This is a genomic window from Pseudoalteromonas sp. CR1 (assembly GCF_019392235.1).
Classification (GTDB): domain Bacteria; phylum Pseudomonadota; class Gammaproteobacteria; order Enterobacterales; family Alteromonadaceae; genus Pseudoalteromonas.
Genome location: NZ_JAHXRM010000680.1, coordinates 1 through 230 on the forward strand (window position 1 = coordinate 1; position 230 = coordinate 230).

A 230-nucleotide genomic window follows, 5' to 3' on the forward strand; every position below is an offset into this window, starting at 1 on the left:
GTTTTATTTCAGACATGAACGGCGACTTTCAGGGCTTCCAGCGACGGCTCGGCCTTGATCCCTACTTCGGCGCACAGTTGCAACACGCGCGGCAGGTCGTTGCCATACACCAATACGGCCTGAATCTCGTCATCGAGCAATTGGCTGAAGTTGAGCAGCACATAGCCGCCATCTTCCGGGCTCAGGGCGCTCATCTGGATCTGGATACGATTGAGTGCGGTAAGGTCTTC

General features: G+C 55.7%; 1 protein-coding gene. It reads right to left on the minus strand.

Annotation, left to right across the window (positions count from 1 at the left end):
- Positions 1-8: 8 nt before the first annotated feature.
- The coding region (locus tag KZZ04_RS20995; protein WP_219424148.1) for a hypothetical protein at positions 9-230 on the minus strand (222 nt) is incomplete at its 5' end.